The sequence below is a fragment of the Amycolatopsis circi genome (assembly GCF_003385235.1).
In the GTDB taxonomy this organism is placed as follows: Bacteria; Actinomycetota; Actinomycetes; order Mycobacteriales; family Pseudonocardiaceae; genus Amycolatopsis; species Amycolatopsis circi.
Map to the genome: position 1 here is coordinate 25,164 of NZ_PQIA01000004.1, position 13,756 is coordinate 38,919.

A 13,756-nucleotide genomic window follows, 5' to 3' on the forward strand; every position below is an offset into this window, starting at 1 on the left:
ATTCCCTTGAGGAGTCCTTCACGGACGGCTGGCTCAGGTGAGCAGCTGGCCGCCGTCGACCGGGAGGCTGGTGCCGGTGATGTGGGCGGCGGCCGGGCTCGCCAGGAACACCACTGCGGCGGCGACGTCCTCGACCGCGGCCATCCGGCCGTCCGGGATCCGCGCCACCCACGCGTCGTGGGCGGGCGATCCGGGCGGCATGGCGGCGGCGAGCATCGGCGTGGCGACCGGGCCGGGGGCGACGGCGTTGACCCGGATCTTGTGTTCGGCCAACTCGATCGCCGCCCAGCGGGTCAGCGCGTCCACCGCCGCCTTGCTGCTTTCGTAACCTCCCATTCCCGGCGTCGGCTGCCGCCCGCCGATCGAGGACAGGTTCACCACGACGCCCGGCTCGGCGCGTTCGACCATCCGGCGGGCGACCAGCTGCGTCATCAGGAAAGTGCCGTGCACGTTGGTCGAGAGAATGCGCAGCAGGTCCGCGCCAGGAAGATCCAGCAACCGGCCGTGGACGCTGAGCAGACCGGCGTTGTTGACCAGGACGTCGACCGGGCCGACCTCGTCGAGCGCGGCGGAGATCGCGGCCTCGTCGGTGATGTCGAGCCGGATTCCGCGCCCGCCAACCGGTTTGGCGGCTTCTTCGGCGCCGTCGAGGTCGGCGAGCACCACGGCGTCGCCGGCCTGGGCGAAGGCGGCGCCGATCGCGCGGCCGATGCCGCCGGCACCTCCGGTGATCAGCACGGTACGGGCAGCGGGCATCGTCGTTTCCTTTCGCCGGGAGCGGGGTACGCGGGCTTATAGTATACAAGCGTAGAAAATAAATCCCTTGAATCGCAGGAGGAATCGTGGCGACGGATCGACCTGGACTGGGCCCGGCGTTCCCGCGCGTGCCGGCGTTGTCGCTCGGCTCGTGGAACACCTGGGACCGGATGGAGTTCGGCGACGCGGTGGCGCTGATCGCCCGCGCGGCCGAACTCGGGTACGCCTTCTTCGACGTCGCGCACTACGACATGGGTCCGCACGCCGAGGGCTCCACGACCGATCAGATCTTCGGCCGCGCGGTGCGCGAAGCCGGTCTCGCCCGCGAAGATTGGCTCTACTGCGGGAAACTCTGGCTCTGGGACTACCCGAATGTCGGCTTCACGCAGCAGATGAACACCTCGCTGGAACGCGTCGGCGTCGAGTCGGCCGATGTGGTCGTGGTCGGTGACTACTTCGGCGAAATCGACCTCGAACGCGTCGTCGCGGACGTCGCGGAGCAGATTGAAGCTGGCCGGTTCCGCGCGTGGGGCGTGAACAATTGGCGCATTGACGATCTGCGCAAAGCTTTTGACATTGCGCGCAAACGTGGTTTGGCGCCGCCGGTTTTCGCGCAGCTCAAGTACGGGCTGGCGCGGCGGTCGATGGCCGAGGGCGAGTTCTACGCGCCGCTGTTCGCTTCCGGGCAGCTGACCTTGCAGGCGTCGGACATTTTCGAAGGCGGCCTCCTGGTTGGGAATCTAAAGCCGAACCGCAAGATCGGCGCGGACGTCGGCGGCATCCGGGAGAAGATCGCCGGTGCCTGGCCGACCGTGCGGAAGATCGCCGCCGAACTCGACGCGTCGCCCGCGCAGCTGGGAATTGCCTTCTGCCTGGCCAATCCCGCGACCGCGAACGTCCTCGTGGGCGTATCGCGGCAGGCGCAGCTGGAGGACAACGCGGGTGCGATCGCCTTGCTGGAACGCGTCGGCGCGGACCGGATTCGCGAGCTGACGAGGGAACTGTGGCTCGACCGCGAGGTCGCCGCCGACGGAACCTGGTGAAGGGGCTGGTGTTTTTTGTCGACGTGCGTAGACTAAAGCTCCCCGGGGTGCCCGGAGAGGCATCCCCGACGCCGTGAGGAGCCGCCACATGACGAAACCAGCGCCGGACCGCATCGTCGACATCGCCATCGGGTACATGGGCGCGAAGCAGTTGTTCGCCGCCTCGCGGATCGGCTTGTTCCGCGCACTCGCCGACGGTCCGCGAACGGCGCCGGAACTCGCCGCCTCCACCGGCACGGGCGAGCAGTTGACGCGGATCCTGGCCGACGCGATGAACGCGCGCGGCCTGCTGGAGCGCACCGACGGCCGCTACTCGCTGGCCGAGGACGCGCAGGAGTACCTGGGCGGGAACGGCACCACGGATCTGGCGCCGTTCCTGACCTTCCTCAACGAAATCAGCTACGGCCACTGGCTCCAATTCGACACCACTGTGGACAGTGGCAAACCGGGCGTCCTCCAGATGGACGAGGGCCGCTGGGCGACGTTCATGGCGGGTGTGATGCGCTACAACTCGCTGCACGCGTCGATGCTCGCGCGCGCATTCGATTTCTCGCCCTACCGCTCGATGCTCGATCTGGGCGGATTGTCGCCGGAATTCGCGATCGGCGCGTTGCGGGCGAATCCCGCACTGACCGCTCGCTTCGTTTTCGGGCCCGAGTCCACGCAAGGGATCGCCGACGCGGTGAATGCGGCCGGCTGCGCGGATCGCACGAGCATCGACCCCGCGCCGACCGAATCCGCGGAACCTGGCGGCGAGCACGATCTGGTGATGGTGAACCACGTCGTGCACCGGTTCACCGCGGAACAGAACCGGAAAATCCTGGCCAACGCCCGTGCCGCCGCTTCGGACGGCGCGACGTTGCTGCTGCTGGACTTCTTCCTCGACGACAACGAACGGCAGCGGCCGATCGACGCGCTGCACGCGGGGGAGTACTTCGTGATCGACGGAACCGTCGTCTATCCGGAGGCGGAAGTCCGCGAATGGCTGGACGGTGCAGGATGGCGGGTATGCGATGTCCTCGCACTGCCCGGAAGCCCGCGCGTTCTGGTCGCCGACGCCGTCTGAAAACGGCATCAGGGCCGGGAGATAACAAACGCATCCGGCCCGTTGATTTTTTAGCCGACAATCGTAGACTATCCCGCACCACGGCGAGCCGGGCCGCACTCGAAGGCCCGCCGTTCCCGGCGGGGCGCCGAGCGACCCCGCCGGCGGTCCAGCACCCTGAGAGAGGGACTCAATGACGAGGACAAGGACAGCGGCGTTGTTCGCGGCGGCCGCCGCGGCGCTGCTCGCGATCGCCGGATGCACCGGCTCGGGCGCCGCCGGGGCGGGCGCGGGCACCGACGAGCTGAAAGCGGGCGTGTTCCTCGACGTGACGTCGTGGGACCCGGCCAACGCCGACATCGGCTTCGACGGCCCGTACCTGTCCGCGGTCTACGACCCGCTGGTCGCCTTGGACAAGGACGCCAAGCCCATCCCGGCGCTCGCGAAATCGTGGGACTGGTCGGCCGACCGGCTGAGCCTCACGATGCACCTGCGCGACGACGTCGCGTTCGACGACGGCCAGAAGTTCGACTCCGCCGCGGCGGTCGAGAACCTCAACCACCTCAAGGCAGGCACCCGGTCCGGCCAGGCCTACACAGACGTGAAGAGCGTTGAGGCGAAGGACGCGTCGACCGTCGTGCTCACTCTGTCCGAACGCGACGACGCATTGCTGTACTTCATGGGTCTCGGGCGCAGCTGGATGGCCTCGCCGAAGGCGATCAAGGCCAATTCCCTCGCCAATGGCCCGGACGGTTCCGGCCCGTACACCTTCGACAAGGCGTCCTCGCAGCCACAGTCGCAGTACGTTTTCAAGAAGCGCGCGAAGCACTGGGACAGCGCGACCTACCCGTTCCCGACGGTGCGGCTGTTCCCGATCACCGACCAGGCGGCCAGCTTCAACGCGATGTTGTCCGGTCAGCTGAACGTCCAGTTCGCCAACGCGGCCAACCTTCCGAAGGCGCAGCAGAACGGCTGGAACGTCGCGAAGAAACCGGCTTCGTGGGTCGGCGTGCAGTTCGCCGACCGCACCGGCAGCCAGGTGAAGGCGCTCGGCGACCAGCGCGTGCGGCAGGCGATTTCCTACGCCTTCGACGCGGCCGGAATCCTGAAGGCAGTCGGCAACGACGCCGGCACGGTCACCGACCAGCTGTGGCCAAGCGGCAGCCAGGTTTACGACCCAGCGGGCAACGGCAAGTACAAGACTGACCTCGCGAAGGCCAAGCAGCTGCTCGCCGAAGCGGGCTATGCGAACGGCTTCAGCCTCAAGATGCCGATGTCGACGATCTTCCAGGCGTGGCAGCCCGCCGCAGAGCAGACGTTCGGGCAGCTGGGCATCAAGGTCGACTGGCAGAACATGTCGATGCCGGACTACCAGAAGAACGCGCCGACGTACCCGATGTTCCTCGCGGTGATCGCGATGGACGGCAACGACATGGCCACGCTGACCGACCAGGTCACCTCGAAGCAGTGGTACAACCCGAATCCGTCGGTGGACGCCTTCCCGGAGGTGAAGACCCTGGTGCAGCAGGCGGAGCAGGCCCAGCCCGGCCCGGCGCAGACCGCGGCGCTCAAGGCGCTCAACACGAAGCTCGTGGACCTCGCCTGGTGGAACGTCTGGTACCAGGCCGACAACCTCTACTTCAGCGTCAAGGGCATCACCGTCACGCCGATCACCGGCATGATGTTCCCGACGCTGCGGTTCATCCAGCGCGGCTGACGCGCCCGTCGTCCCGGGGCTCGTCCTTTGTGGAGGGACGGGCCCCGGGGAGGAGCCGGAACATGCTCACATTCATCGTCAAACGCCTGGTGTCCGGGATCCTGCTGCTCGTGCTGGTCACGAGCGGCACGTTCTTCCTGGCGCACACGGCGGTGGGGGACCCGACCGCCGGGCTGCTCGGCAACAGCGCGACCCCCGCGCAGCAGGCGGCGCTGCGCGCCCAGATCGGGTACGACCGGCCGCTGCTCGTCCAGTTCTGGGACTGGCTGTCGCACGCGGCCACCGGCGATTTCGGGACCTCCTGGCGGAATTTCCAGCCGGTCGGCGAACAGATCGCGCTGCGCGTGCCGGTGACGCTGTCGGTCGTCGTCGCCGCGACGCTGCTCGCCGCGATCTTGGGCGTGCTCGTCGGGGTCATCTGCGGCCTGCGTCCCGGCGGCGTGGTCGACCGCGTGCTGAAACTCGCCTCGGTGGTGCTGTTCGCGCTGCCCGGGTTCTGGGTCAGCCTGGTGCTGGTCACCTGGTTCGCGATCCAGCTGCAGTGGTTCCCCGCGGTCGGCTATGTGTCGCCGGACCAGTCGGTGGTCGGCTGGCTGCGGTCGATCGCGCTGCCGTCGATCTCGCTGTCGCTCGGCGCGATCGTGATGATCGCCGAGCAGCTGCGCAACGGCTTCCTGCAGGTCGCGAATCAGGACTTCGTCCGCACGCTCCGGGCGCGCGGCCTGTCGTCGCGCCGGGTCACGACGCACGTGCTGCGGAACGCTTCGCCGTCCGCGCTGACCGTGCTGGCGCTGATGTTCGTCGGCCTGCTCGGCGGCGCGGTGGTCGTGGAGATCGTGTTCAACCTGCCCGGGATCGGCAGCCTGACGCAGTCGGCGTCGCAGATCGGGGACATCCCGGTGCTGCTCGGCCTGACCGCGGTGACCGTCGTGTTCGTCGTGATCGTCAACTTCCTGCTCGACCTCGTGCTCGGGTGGGTCAACCCGAAGGTGCGCGACCGATGACCGCTGCCCCGTTCCCCGCCACGCTCGCTCCGGTGAAGCGTATTTCGTTGCGGCGCCGGTACTTCCGCCGTCCGATCGGCGTGTTCGCGCTGGTCGTGTTCGCGATCGTCGTGCTGGCCGCGGTGTTCGCGCCGTGGCTCGCCCCGTACGACCCGAACCACGTCGACTTCGCGCTGACCCACGCCGAACCCGGCAACGGGCACCTGCTCGGCGGCGACTCCGCCGGACGCGACATCTTCAGCCGCCTGCTCTACGGCGCGCGGACCACGCTGTACGGCGGACTGATCACCTGCGTGACCGGAATCGTGCTCGGCGTCCCGACCGGCGTGGTCGCCGGGTACTTCGGCGGCGCGACCGACCGGATCTGCTCGTGGATCAGCGACGCGCTGCAGTCGGTGCCCGGCATGATCGTGCTGCTCGTCGTCGCGGCGGGAACCGGCCAGGACTTCACCGTGCTGATGATCGCGCTCGGCGTGTTCCTCGCGCCCGGCTACTACCGGATCACCCGCGCCCGCGCTTTGACGGTGTGCAAGGAGCCGTACATCGACGCCGCGCGGGTGGCCGGTGTCGGCACGCTGCGGATCCTGCGCACGCACCTGCTGCGCGCGGTGTACGCGCCGATCATCGTGCAGACCGCGCTCACCGCCGGCCTCGCCATCGGCATGCAGGCCGGTCTGCAGTTCCTCGGCATCGGCTCGGCGTCGACGCCCAGCTGGGGCCAGACGATGAACGACGGCTTCCTGAACATGCTGACGTACCCGCTGATCCTGCTGTGGCCCTCGATCGCGCTGGGCGTGACCATCGCCGCGCTGGCGTTCATCGGCTCGACGCTCGCCGACCTGGTGAGCGTCCGCGCCGAGCAGCCGACGCGTCGCGGCCGGGCCCGGGTGCGGGAAGCACTCGCGGCTCCTTCGCCGGATGCTTTGGGCAATGGCGGCGCTTCGGGCGGTCACGAGCACGCGGCGGCGGATTGCGCGCTGCGGATCGAGAACCTGCGGGTCGGGTACGCGACCGACAAGGGCGTCAAGGAGGTCGTGCGCGGGGTGTCTCTCGACGCGGCTCCCGGCGAGGTGCTCGGGATCGTCGGCGAATCCGGGTCCGGCAAGACGCAGACGGTGTTCTCGGTGCTCGATCTCCTGCCGGCGGGCGGGACCGCGGTGGCGGACGGGATCTGGGTCGGCGGGCGCGAGGTCGGGAAGTCGGGGGAGCGGGCGAAACTGCTTGGCCGCGAGATCGGCTACGTGCCGCAGGAACCGATGACGAACCTCGACCCGTGCTACCTGATTGGGCACCAGCTCGTCGAGCCGCTGCGCCGCGTGCACGGGCTGGACAAGGCCGCGGCGCAGGAGCGGGCGCGCGAGGTGCTGCTGCAAGTCGGCCTCACCGACCCGGACCGCGTGATGGCGAGCTACCCGCACCAGATTTCCGGCGGCATGGCGCAGCGCGTGCTGATCGCCGGCGCGGTGGCCGGGCGGCCGTCGCTGCTGGTCGCCGACGAGCCGACGACCGCGCTGGACGTCACCGTGCAGGCCGAGGTGCTGGAGCTGCTGCGCGAACTGCAGGCCGAGTACGGGATGGCGCTGGTGATCGTCACGCACAACTTCGGCGTCGTCGCGGACATCTGCGACCGCGTCGTGGTGATGAAGGACGGCCGGATCGTGGAAACCGGTCCGGTGGAACGGATCTTCCGCGCGCCCGAGGACCCCTACACCGCCGAGCTGATCAGCGCGTCGCTGGACGACACCGAAGGACGGGACGAGTTGGACGAAGCCTGGGAACAGCGCGGCCTCGCTCACGCGACCGGAGAAGAGGCCGGGCGATGACGACTCCGCTGCTCGCGATCGAGGACCTGGTTGTCGACTACCGGCTCAGCCGCCGGGTGCGTTTCCGGGCGCTGAAAGGGATTTCACTGGACGTCAAGCCGGGCGAATGCGTCGGGCTGGTCGGCGAAAGCGGGTCGGGAAAGTCCACTTTGGGCAAAGCCGTGCTGGGCCTGGCCGCGCCGGAGTCCGGCCGGATCACCTTCGACGGCGAGGACATCACGCACGCGCGCGGTGCGGTGCGGCGCCGGCTGGCCAGCGACATCCAGGTGGTGTTCCAGGACCCGTACGGCTCGCTCGACCCGACGATGACTGTTGGCGAAGTGCTGGCCGAACCGCTGATGGTGGCCGGGACTTCGCGCGCGGACGCCCGGACGGCCGTCGCGGACATGCTCGATCGGGTGCGCCTGCCCGCCGACTCGGTGCACCGGTATCCGGGGGAGTTCTCCGGCGGACAGCGGCAGCGGATCGCGATCGCGCGGGCGCTGGTCCGGCGGCCGCGCCTGATCGTCTGTGACGAGCCGGTGAGTGCGCTGGACCTGACCACGCAGGCGACGATCCTCGAGCTGTTCCTGGAATTGCAGCGCGAGACTGGAGTGTCGTACCTGTTCGTGTCGCATGACCTGGGGGTCGTGCACCGGATCTGTCATCGGGTTTCGGTGCTGTATCAGGGAGAGATCGTGGAATCCGGTCCTACGGCAGTGGTTACGCGGACGCCGGAGCACCCGTATACGCAGCGGTTGCTGCTGGCCGCTCCGGTGGCTGATCCGGCTCGGCAGGCGGAGAGACGGGCGGCCCGGCTGGGGCTCGGGTAAGCCCCTCGCGTTGCTTCCTCCGCCCGCTGCGGCCTCGGGTCGCGGCGGCCGGTTCCGCGCCCGCATTCCCGGCCGTACTCCTCCCGCGGCGGCCGGACAGGGTCACATCCGTCGCGGGAGAATACGAGTTAGAGTCTGTAACCATGCCGAAGGTCATCGATCACGATCAGCGACGACGGGAAATCGTCGAGGTCGCCAAAAAGCTGATCATCGAAGGCGGGTTCGAGGCCGCCACGATGCGCAGCATCGTCACCGCGGCCGGGTTCGCGAACGGGGCCCTCAAGCACTACTTCCCCAGCAAGGACAGCATCATCGCGGCCACGTTCGAGAGCGTGCTGCAGGAGACTTCTCAGCGGATGTCCGAACTGGACCCTTCACTGAGCCCGAAAGAGTCGCTGCGGGGGTTTGTGGAGGCGGCGATTCCCACGGATGCGCATCAGATCGCGTCGGCTCGGGTGTTGCTGGTGTTGTGGGAGCATTCGGTGGCCAATCCGGACCTTGCTCGGCAGTATCGGGATCTGCTGACCAGTTGGCGGGCTGAGCTGACTTCGCGGATCGCTGCTGCGCGGGGGAAGGGGGAGGCGGCGGATGCTCCGGCGATCGGGGTGTTGGCGGATGAGATCATCGCCGTTTCGATCGGGGCTAATGTGACTAGTCTGATGCATCCGGTGGGGAAGGTCGCTGGGCGTTATCGGGCTTATGTGGACGGGTTGATGGCTCGGATCGGGGATTGAGGTTTTGCTCGGTCTCGGGCGGCTCGTCGCCTGGCGGCGACATTGCGCCCGTTGTTGCGGCGGGGCACCCCGAAGCTGATTGTGACTGCGGCGCGGGGATGTTTGTCAAGGCGGGAAAGATGCCTTGACAAACATCCCCGCGCCGCGTTTTTGGCTTCGTATCGGGGTGCGGGGGTGTGTGGGTGCCTGGTTGGTTGGGTGCATTGGTGCGGTTTAGGGCCGTGAGGGGAACCCTGAGGGACTCAGAGTCCCTCAGGGTTCCCCTTACGGACAGCAAACCCCGTGCCGGCCTCGCCAACTCCCACGGTCAGGACAGGCACACTTCGAACCGCACCGACAGCGCCGTTTTAAGTTCCTGGCATTGAATCTGCGTCCGTGAAGGGGCCCCTCACGGACGGTCGCTGGTCGTGAGGGGAACCCTCAGGGAATCAGAGTCCGTGAAGGTGGCCCTCACGGAACGCTGGACCGGGTGGCGGGTTTTGTCTACGCTTGGAGAATGACTTCCGCGTTTCCGGTCACTCGCACGCTTTCCAGTCGTCCTGTCACTGGGCCTCCTGCCGTGCTGATTCATGGGTTCGCGTCTTCGGCTGCGTCTGATTGGCCCGCGGAATACTGGGCCGATCCGCTGGCGGCTGCGGGGCGGGAGACGATCGTGGTGCATTTGCCGGGGCATCCTGGCGGGCCCAAGGTTCGCGAGGCCGCGGAGGTCACCGCGACTCGGGTGGTGGATGCGCTGGCGGAATGTGCTGGGGCGGATGAGGTCGACGTCGTCGGGTATTCGCTCGGGGCTCGGCTTGCGTGGGATCTTGCGTCGCATCCCAAGGTTTCGGTGCGGCGGCTGGTGCTGGGCGGGTTGAGTCCGCAGGAACCGTTCGCTGCCGTCGATCTCGAGGCTGCTCGGGCGGCTGTCCAAGGTGGACCGTCGCCTGCTGATCCGCTTACCGGGGCGATCACGGCCATGGCGGCGGCGGGGGACGCGGTGTCGCTGCTGAATCTCGTCGAGGGGCTGGCGAGCGAGCCGTTCGACCCGGGTGCTGGGGTTCCGCAGGTGCCGACGTTGTTCGTCGCGGGGCGGCAGGACTTCATGGCGCACGGGATCGAGCAGTTGGTCGCGCGGGTGCCGGGTGCCCGGTTGCAGCAGGTTTCGGGGGATCACCGGGGTGCGCTGGTGGGGCTCGAGCTGCGGGAGGCGGTGTTCGACTTCCTCGGGGCCGAGGCTGTCTGAGGCGCCGAAATGGCCTGAGCGGCGCAGTCGTGCCAGCCTGGGGGCCATGACGACACCGGCGCAGCTCCGCAGAACCGCCCTGTCCTACCCGGAAACGGCTGAGGCTGCCGTTGACGGCACGGTCGCGTTCACGGTGCAGGGCAAGGAGTTCGCTGCCCTGCGACCGGACCGCCAGGTGGTTCTGCGGATGACGGCGTCCGATGTGGACGAGATGCGCGCGGAACACCCGACCGCACGCCGCGTTGCGCGGGCTGGGGTTCGGTTGCCGATCGAGGACATCAACGGGCAGCAGCTCAACCACTGGGTGCGGCGCGCGTGGCTGGCCCGCGCGCCGAAGCGACTGGCTGCTCCGGTGGCCGCAGCGGGCACGGCCGTGGCGGGAGAGGTCGGCGACCTGCCCAAGGCGATCGGGAGTCCGGCTACCCGCGCGCTGCATGGTGCGGGGATCACGACGCTCGCCCAGACCGCCGAGCGGACCGACGCCGAACTGCTGGCCTTGCACGGCGTCGGTCCGAAGGCGGTGCGTCTGCTTCGCGAGGTGCGATAGATCGTCCGTCTATTTAGCGGCGTAGGCGAGCAGCGGCGGCCAGGAGCGGCGTGCCGACAGCAGTGGCTGCAGCTCCCAGCGCGGTGTCGGTCGCAAGGATCCATCGGACCGTCTTCATCGCCAAGGCCAGGACCTCGCCGCCGCGCTGGCGCATTTCGGCCTCGAAACGTGCGACGGCGGTGGTGACGTCTGCTTCGGTGAGGTGCTTGACCAGGCTGGCGGCGTCGCGAATGGCCGCGCCCGCGCCCATTCCGGCGGTCGGCGGGGTGGCGTGGACGGCGTCGCCGAGGGCGGTGATTCGGCCGGTGGGCCAGGGGGCGAGATCGGCCGCGCGAGTGGAGGCGGCGTTGAAGCGGAAGGCGGCGACGCTGTGCGGGTCGGCCTTCGCGATGACTTCGAGGGTGCGCTCGGCCCAGCGTCGTTTGCGGAAGACGTCCAGGATCGCGGCCTGCAGTTCGCTGCCGCGGAGGGTGCGCAGGGAGTCGGTCGCCGTGGATTCCGGGAGCATGGCGCCCCAGATGTAGGTGGGGCCGGTGGTGACGGACATGCGCAGTTCGGGAGCGTCGAGTGCGGCGTTGCCTACTGGGTCGAGGAAACCGACGTACAGCGCGGCTCCGTGGGGTGCGATCGCGGTGCCGGAGCGAGATCGCAACCGCTCCTGTTCGGGCAGGCTGAGGTCTTGGCGGAGGGTGCGGCCGGAGAATCCGATGATGCCCGCCGGACGGTTGGTCGGGCCGCCTGCCAGATGCCGGGCGACTACCGAGTGAGCACCATCGGCGCCGACTACCAGGTCCGCAGAAACCGGTGTGCCGTCGGCGAAGAGGACGTGGGGACCGTCGTAGCTGATGCCGGACACGGTGCGTCCCAGGTTCAGGTCGTCGCCGACCGCTTCGGCCAGCAGCGTGCGCAGGGTGATCCGGTCGACGTCGACACTGCCGCTGTCGCTCAGGTCCGGACCGTGTCCGAGAAGCCGGCCGCGGCGGTCCCAGAACGCGTCGCGTTCGCGGAGCCGGAGTGCCGAGCCCGACGCCAGTAGCCGCTGCATGATCTTCGCTTCCACCAGTTCTGCCAGCGCCGACTGTGCCCGGTCGTCCAAAGTGATGTGGTAGCCGCCGGTCGCTGTCACGTCGGTGTCGCGGTCGAACACCGTCACGTCGAATCCCCGGCTGCGCAATCCCGCGCCCAACGAGAGCCCGCCGATTCCGCCGCCGACCACCACTACCCGCATGCCTGACTGTCCTTCCGCTCTTCTCTCGAACGGAACCCACCTTGCCCCCGGTAGTGGACACCGAGTGGCCAGTACATGATGGGACGATGGCGACCACCTCGCACCGAGCGCTCCGGCTGTTGTCTCTGCTGGGAGCAGGCCGGGTGTGGCCGCTGCGCGAACTCGCCGCGCGGCTTGAGGCCAGCGAACGCACCGTCCGTCGTGACATCGAAACCTTGCGCGGGCTCGATTACTCGATCGAGACCGTGCATGGTCCAGACGGCGGCTACCAGCTCGGTGCCGGGAACACCTTGCCGCCGTTATTGTTCGACCACGATCAAGCGCTGGCGGTCGCCGTGGCGTTGCAAACCGCGCCCAGCACGATGTTCGGGCTAGGCGACGACGCTTCGCGCGCCTTGGCGACCCTGCACCAGGTGATGCCTCCCGCGCTGCGGGCGTCGATGAAATCCCTGCGCCTGACCCGGTTGCGGAACTACTGGGAATTCCCCGGACCGCCGATCGACCCGGCGGCTCTCACCGCGGTCGGGACTGCGGTACGTCACCGTCGGGTGCTGGTCGCGGAGACCCTGCGTCCGGACGGGACTCGCCCCGAGCCCGGGGACAGCGATTTCCTTCCTGCGTACCAGATCGAGCCGCATCATCTGGTCGTGTGGGCGGCGAGGTGGTATCTGGTCGCCTATGACCGCACCGAAAGCCAATGGCGAGTGCTCCGAGTCGACCGGTTGCGGCCGCGGCCGACCACGCGCGATTTCCCGGCTCGTGAGCTTCCCGCTGACGACCTGGCCCAGTTCGTGATGAGCACTCACGACCGCGGCGACACCCCGGCGGAGTGGCCGTGCACCGGCTCCGCCCAGCTCGACCTGCGCGCGGACGTCGTGGCCCGCTGGGCGCCGGGCGGATCCGTCGTGGAGCACCTCGACGCCGAGCATTCGCGGCTGACACTCGGAGCTTGGTCGTGGGCCGGGATCGCGGGAATCCTCGCCACGTTCGACGCCGAAATGACCGAAGTCCGCCCACCCGAACTCAGGGAAGCTTGCCGACGGCTTACCCAGCGGTGGGCCAAGATCGCCGCTGGGTAAGCGTTAGGGCTGCGGTGACTCCGCTCCGGCCGGTGCAGGCTCCGGCGGGTCGCCTTCGAAACCGTTGGCCCAGTAGCGTCCGCGCAGCGACAGATTCTGCAGCATCCCCGTGGCCTCTTCGGCCGACATCGGTGCGGGTTCCGTTTCAAGCCACCAGCGCAGCACGGCGAGCTGTTCGCCGACCCACGCCCTGGCGAGCACGCCGAGGTCGATGCGCGGTTTGACGTCGTGGTGGTCGGCCCGGGACTTGAACACCGAGCACACCGCGTCGATGCGCGCGTCGGTGAACTGCCGCAGCGCCCGGCCGTCGCCTTCGCCGCGCAGGATCAGCAGGTAGAGATCCCGGTTCTCGCGGGCGTGCCGGAACAGTTCGAGTGCCGGTTTGCCGGTGAAGCCCACCGAGGACGCCGGGACCAGCGGGCGCAGCCGTTCGTCCAGCTCCTCCTGGAGTTCGGTGACGACGTGCCGCAGCAGCGCGTCCTTGTCCGGGTAGTGGCTGTAGAACGTCGCGCGGCCCAGGTCGGCCCGTTCGGTGATGTCCTCCACCGTCACGTTGGCGTATCCGCGTTCGAGCACCAGCGACACCAGCGCGTCGCGGAGCAGGCCGCGGGTGCGGCGGGTACGTCGGTCAGTGGTCGGCATGGGCCCCCTTCGATCGTTGCCGGGCCGAGTGTAGCGAACTGTTGACACCGCGACCGTTAATAGACACAGTGTTCAGCATTGGTCAATCTGACGGAAACAGG

13 protein-coding genes are annotated in these 13,756 nt (G+C 68.5%); 10 read left to right on the top strand and 3 right to left on the bottom strand.

All coding sequences use genetic code 11. The features are described from left to right. Nucleotides 1-33 precede the first annotated feature (33 nt). Nucleotides 34-756, bottom strand: coding sequence for an SDR family NAD(P)-dependent oxidoreductase (locus D0D37_RS01555; RefSeq protein ID WP_116198679.1), 723 nt, complete (start codon nucleotides 754-756; stop codon nucleotides 34-36). Between the two features lie 86 nt (nucleotides 757-842). On the opposite strand from D0D37_RS01555, the gene D0D37_RS01560 reads away from it, so the two are divergent. From D0D37_RS01560 to D0D37_RS01600, 9 genes are all read left to right on the top strand, one after another. After that, complete coding sequence (locus D0D37_RS01560) at nucleotides 843-1,799, top strand: aldo/keto reductase (RefSeq protein WP_116198680.1); 957 nt, start codon at nucleotides 843-845, stop codon at nucleotides 1,797-1,799. Nucleotides 1,800-1,887: 88 nt separating this feature from the next. Further along, nucleotides 1,888-2,865: a methyltransferase gene (locus D0D37_RS01565; protein ID WP_116198681.1), complete on the top strand. Its 978-nt coding sequence runs from the start codon at nucleotides 1,888-1,890 to the stop codon at nucleotides 2,863-2,865. A gap of 172 nt (nucleotides 2,866-3,037) precedes the next feature. Next, the gene (locus D0D37_RS01570) at nucleotides 3,038-4,561 is read left to right on the top strand and encodes an ABC transporter substrate-binding protein (protein WP_116198682.1); all 1,524 of its coding nucleotides are present in this window, start codon (nucleotides 3,038-3,040) and stop codon (nucleotides 4,559-4,561) included. A 62-nt stretch (nucleotides 4,562-4,623) separates the two neighbouring features. Beyond that, nucleotides 4,624-5,565: an ABC transporter permease gene (locus D0D37_RS01575; protein ID WP_116198683.1), complete on the top strand. Its 942-nt coding sequence runs from the start codon at nucleotides 4,624-4,626 to the stop codon at nucleotides 5,563-5,565. Then, nucleotides 5,562-7,388, top strand: a complete 1,827-nt coding sequence (locus D0D37_RS01580) for a dipeptide/oligopeptide/nickel ABC transporter permease/ATP-binding protein (protein ID WP_116198684.1) — start codon at nucleotides 5,562-5,564, stop codon at nucleotides 7,386-7,388. The genes D0D37_RS01575 and D0D37_RS01580 overlap by 4 nt, the downstream gene beginning before the upstream one ends. Next, nucleotides 7,385-8,200 (top strand): ABC transporter ATP-binding protein, encoded by an 816-nt coding sequence (locus D0D37_RS01585; protein ID WP_116198685.1) that lies wholly within the window; start codon nucleotides 7,385-7,387, stop codon nucleotides 8,198-8,200. The genes D0D37_RS01580 and D0D37_RS01585 overlap by 4 nt, the downstream gene beginning before the upstream one ends. Before the next feature lie 143 nt (nucleotides 8,201-8,343). Further along, on the top strand, nucleotides 8,344-8,934 hold the full coding sequence (locus tag D0D37_RS01590; RefSeq protein ID WP_116198686.1) for a TetR/AcrR family transcriptional regulator: 591 nt from the start codon (nucleotides 8,344-8,346) through the stop codon (nucleotides 8,932-8,934). Between the two features lie 496 nt (nucleotides 8,935-9,430). After that, a complete protein-coding gene (locus D0D37_RS01595; protein WP_116198687.1) occupies nucleotides 9,431-10,159 on the top strand; it encodes an alpha/beta fold hydrolase in 729 nt (242 codons plus the stop codon). Between the two features lie 46 nt (nucleotides 10,160-10,205). Continuing rightward, nucleotides 10,206-10,706, top strand: coding sequence for a helix-hairpin-helix domain-containing protein (locus tag D0D37_RS01600; RefSeq protein WP_116198688.1), 501 nt, complete (start codon nucleotides 10,206-10,208; stop codon nucleotides 10,704-10,706). A 13-nt stretch (nucleotides 10,707-10,719) separates the two neighbouring features. On the opposite strand, the gene D0D37_RS01605 is transcribed toward D0D37_RS01600, so the two are convergent. Continuing rightward, on the bottom strand, nucleotides 10,720-11,934 hold the full coding sequence (locus D0D37_RS01605; protein ID WP_116198689.1) for an FAD-dependent oxidoreductase: 1,215 nt from the start codon (nucleotides 11,932-11,934) through the stop codon (nucleotides 10,720-10,722). 86 nt (nucleotides 11,935-12,020) lie between these two features. Between D0D37_RS01605 and D0D37_RS01610 the strand changes: the two genes are divergently transcribed. Then, the gene (locus D0D37_RS01610) at nucleotides 12,021-13,013 is read left to right on the top strand and encodes a helix-turn-helix transcriptional regulator (RefSeq protein WP_116198690.1); all 993 of its coding nucleotides are present in this window, start codon (nucleotides 12,021-12,023) and stop codon (nucleotides 13,011-13,013) included. Nucleotides 13,014-13,016: 3 nt separating this feature from the next. Here D0D37_RS01610 and D0D37_RS01615 read toward each other — a convergent pair whose 3' ends face one another. Beyond that, nucleotides 13,017-13,655: a TetR/AcrR family transcriptional regulator gene (locus D0D37_RS01615; RefSeq protein ID WP_116198691.1), complete on the bottom strand. Its 639-nt coding sequence runs from the start codon at nucleotides 13,653-13,655 to the stop codon at nucleotides 13,017-13,019. Nucleotides 13,656-13,756 lie beyond the last annotated feature (101 nt).

Bases quoted from the DNA above. Each gene is read 5' to 3' on its own strand.
- D0D37_RS01555 (WP_116198679.1), bottom strand. From the start codon at position 756: ATGCCCGCTGCCCGTACCGTGCTGATCACCGGAGGTGCCGGCGGCATC.
- D0D37_RS01565 (WP_116198681.1), top strand. From the start codon at position 1,888: ATGACGAAACCAGCGCCGGACCGCATCGTCGACATCGCCATCGGGTAC.
- D0D37_RS01570 (WP_116198682.1), top strand. From the start codon at position 3,038: ATGACGAGGACAAGGACAGCGGCGTTGTTCGCGGCGGCCGCCGCGGCG.
- D0D37_RS01575 (WP_116198683.1), top strand. From the start codon at position 4,624: ATGCTCACATTCATCGTCAAACGCCTGGTGTCCGGGATCCTGCTGCTC.
- D0D37_RS01580 (WP_116198684.1), top strand. From the start codon at position 5,562: ATGACCGCTGCCCCGTTCCCCGCCACGCTCGCTCCGGTGAAGCGTATT.
- D0D37_RS01585 (WP_116198685.1), top strand. From the start codon at position 7,385: ATGACGACTCCGCTGCTCGCGATCGAGGACCTGGTTGTCGACTACCGG.
- D0D37_RS01590 (WP_116198686.1), top strand. From the start codon at position 8,344: ATGCCGAAGGTCATCGATCACGATCAGCGACGACGGGAAATCGTCGAG.
- D0D37_RS01595 (WP_116198687.1), top strand. From the start codon at position 9,431: ATGACTTCCGCGTTTCCGGTCACTCGCACGCTTTCCAGTCGTCCTGTC.
- D0D37_RS01600 (WP_116198688.1), top strand. From the start codon at position 10,206: ATGACGACACCGGCGCAGCTCCGCAGAACCGCCCTGTCCTACCCGGAA.
- D0D37_RS01605 (WP_116198689.1), bottom strand. From the start codon at position 11,934: ATGCGGGTAGTGGTGGTCGGCGGCGGAATCGGCGGGCTCTCGTTGGGC.
- D0D37_RS01610 (WP_116198690.1), top strand. From the start codon at position 12,021: ATGGCGACCACCTCGCACCGAGCGCTCCGGCTGTTGTCTCTGCTGGGA.
- D0D37_RS01615 (WP_116198691.1), bottom strand. From the start codon at position 13,655: ATGCCGACCACTGACCGACGTACCCGCCGCACCCGCGGCCTGCTCCGC.